A 558-nucleotide genomic window follows, 5' to 3' on the forward strand; every position below is an offset into this window, starting at 1 on the left:
CAGACCTGCGCAGGAACAACCAGAAACAACACGTACCCGTGTCCTTCCAACCATGTTCTTGGTTCGAATTCTTCGGTCCTGTTATTTCAGGACCCAACAGTGTGCCAAACGGAAAAACCCGGTACTCGGAACCGGGACAACATTTCCAACCATGCTCCACGATCCCCCGAAGGGAACCCTGGTACGGCGTACTCTGCTGCCCGGACCAACGCCGGGAACCTGCTTATTGATATTCCACCCTTGAGCACCCACCGGAAAACATATGCTTCCGATATGGGCATCTCCTGCAAAGCACACATCCAACACTGTGGAAGGACATGAACACTCTGAGGTGCTCCTTAGAAAGGAGGTGATCCAGCCGCACCTTCCGGTACGGCTACCTTGTTACGACTTAGTCCCAATCGCCGGTCCCACCTTCGACGGCTCCCTCCCACAAGGGGTTAGGCCACCGGCTTCGGGTGTTACCAACTTTCGTGACTTGACGGGCGGTGTGTACAAGGCCCGGGAACGTATTCACCGCAGCGTTGCTGATCTGCGATTACTAGCGACTCCAACTTC

The 558-nt window shown here is 55.2% G+C and carries 1 rRNA gene; it reads right to left on the reverse strand.

The annotated features are described in order from the left end of the window. Window positions 1-342 precede the first annotated feature (342 nt). Window positions 343-558 (reverse strand): 16S ribosomal RNA (locus AC4D2W_RS17285); the annotation flags it as partial.

Source organism: Arthrobacter sp. TJ-58 (assembly GCF_058269295.1).